Raw genomic sequence first — 1,497 nt, 5'->3', positions numbered from 1 at the left:
CGGCATCGATCACCACCGACGCATCGCTGTCGGCCGTCATGAACTCCAGCCGGTCAGCGGGATACTCCGGATCCAGTGGCACGTACGCGCCGCCGGCCTTCCACACCGCCAGCATCGAGACGATCATGTCGATGCCACGCGGCAACCGCAGACCCACCCGCGACTCGGGCCCGATGCCAAGCCCCCGCAGGCAGCGGGCCAGCCGATTGGACCGGGCTTCCAGCTCCCCGTAGGAGATGGCGTCGGAGCCGCACCGGACGGCGACCGCACCCGGAGTACGCGCTGCCCAAGCCCCGATGCGCTCCGTCACCGTCTCCGACCTGACCGGCCGCGCGGTGGCGTTCCACTGCCCCACCACCAGCGCCCGCTCGCCCGCACTGAGTACGTCGATCTCACTCAACCGCACCTGCGGATCGGCCGCCACCTGCTCAAGGACTCGCACCAGCCGGCCTACGATCCGCTCGGCCTCCCGCCGGTCGAACAGGTCGAGGCGATAGTCGAGCCGAAGCTTCAGGTCGGACGCGTCCACCCCGAGCGCCAGCGCGAAGTTCGTTGACTCCCGCATCCCTGCGCCCGTCATGCGGATGGAGTCGAGGGCGGCTGGCACTTCCGGGTCGCCGGGGAAGTTCTCGAATGCCAGCAGCGTGTCGAAGCCCGCGCCCGGACCTGTCAGCCGCTGGATCTCGGTAAGGCCCAGGTGCTGGTGATCCAGCAGCGCGGACTGCTCAGCCTGCAGGTCGGCGAACAGCTCCGCGACCGTCCGCGCGGGGTCGAATCGCACCCGTACCGGGATGGTGTTGATGAACAGCCCCAGCATGTCCTCCATGCCCGGCAGCTCCGCCGGCCGCCCCGCGACCGTCGCTCCGAACACCACGTCCCGGCGGCCCGTCAAACCACCGACCACCAGCGCCCAGACAGTCTGCAGAACGGTGTTCAGGGTGACGTCCGCGTCACGGGCCAGCCGGGTCAGCTCTTGGGCGAGCGGCGGGGGCAGCTCGGCACCGACGTACGCGGTCTCGCCGGGTGATCGGGCCGGGTCGGCCGGGGCGACCAGAGTCGGTTCCTCCGTCCCGGCCAGCATGCGGCTCCAGGCCACTCGCGCGGCGTCCTTGTCCTGCCGCGCCAGCCAGCCCAAATACTCCCGGTAGGGGGTGACCGCGGGCAGTCCCCCGCCGCTGCCACCCGCGGCGTAGGCAGCCCACACCTCCCGCAGCAGGATCGGCAGCGACCATCCGTCCAGCACCAGGTGGTGCATGGTGATCACCAACCGGTAGCGGCCCGCGCCCAGCCGGAGCAGCAGCACCTTCAGCAAGGGCGGCTTTCCCAGATCGAACCGCTGTGCACGCTCCTCGACCGCGATCCGTTCCGACCGCACCCAGGCCGCGTGCCCCGGCTCATCCGTGAGGTCTTCCTCGCGCCAGGGCAGCTGTACGCCCTCGGCGATCACCTGCACCGGCTGTTCGATCCCCGCCACCTGGCGGAACCCGGCCCGCAGAC

At 70.8% G+C, this 1,497-nt stretch carries 1 protein-coding gene; it reads right to left on the bottom strand.

Annotated features, from left to right (window positions below; translation table 11 throughout):
• A partial coding sequence (locus tag ACQKIP_RS47225; RefSeq protein WP_427745837.1) for a condensation domain-containing protein occupies nucleotides 1-1,497 on the bottom strand: 1,497 nt, incomplete at both ends.

It is taken from the genome of Streptomyces sp. NPDC059900 (genome assembly GCF_050270335.1).
Classification (GTDB): domain Bacteria; phylum Actinomycetota; class Actinomycetes; order Streptomycetales; family Streptomycetaceae; genus Streptomyces.
Note: the sequence above shows the minus strand (reverse complement) of the source record. Positions and strands in the feature narration are given on the sequence as shown.